A 632-nucleotide genomic window follows, 5' to 3' on the forward strand; every position below is an offset into this window, starting at 1 on the left:
GGTCATCTTATTGTGCATCAATGGGATGGAACCGAGGTTGGGCGAATTGACGTAAGCGGAGGTACGGTTGCAGGAGGCACGGTACGTATTAGTGGTCAGGACGTGTTGATGAAGCTGGATCATCCGTTGTCGGACAATACCCGGTACTATGTAGAAGTCAGCTCGGGCATGTTTGTGGATCGCGGTGGCCAGGGATCGAACGGCATCTGGGATCTGAGTAGCTGGAATTTCGTGACAGCGGATGAGACGGCGCCGCAGCTGGTGTCGAAGTCACCGGAAGGTCTTTATTTAAGTGGAGTGGGTCCAGGGAAAGCGTACTTTAACATGGAATTCGACGAGTCAGTGAAATGGAATCACGGGTATGTAAGACTGCACGAAGCCTCGGGAGGANGAACAGGGTATATACGGTGTCAGGCCAGGAAAAAATAGCACAATTTACGCTATCCGGCGGACTGGAAGAAGGGAAGCCTTACTATGTGGAAATCACCTCGGGAGCACTGACGGATTCGGCGATGAACCCGTATGCAGGAATGCATACGCCGCAGGACTGGACATTCCGTACGGGAGATATGCAGCCGTATTATACGCAACTGTATCCGCAGGGAAGCGGACAGACGCTTACGCCGAACTTG

The 632-nt window shown here is 52.8% G+C and carries 2 protein-coding genes; both read left to right on the top strand.

Annotated elements, in window-relative coordinates; translation table 11 throughout:
• On the top strand, positions 1-429 hold a 429-nt coding region (locus LCF57_RS18925; RefSeq protein WP_226002091.1), incomplete at its 5' end, for an Ig-like domain-containing protein.
• A partial coding sequence (locus tag LCF57_RS18930; protein ID WP_318840720.1) for an Ig-like domain-containing protein occupies positions 408-632 on the top strand: 225 nt, incomplete at its 3' end. The genes LCF57_RS18925 and LCF57_RS18930, both read left to right, overlap by 22 nt.

The sequence above is a fragment of the Paenibacillus sp. BJ-4 genome, from assembly GCF_020404765.1.
In the GTDB taxonomy this organism is placed as follows: domain Bacteria; phylum Bacillota; class Bacilli; order Paenibacillales; family Paenibacillaceae; genus Paenibacillus.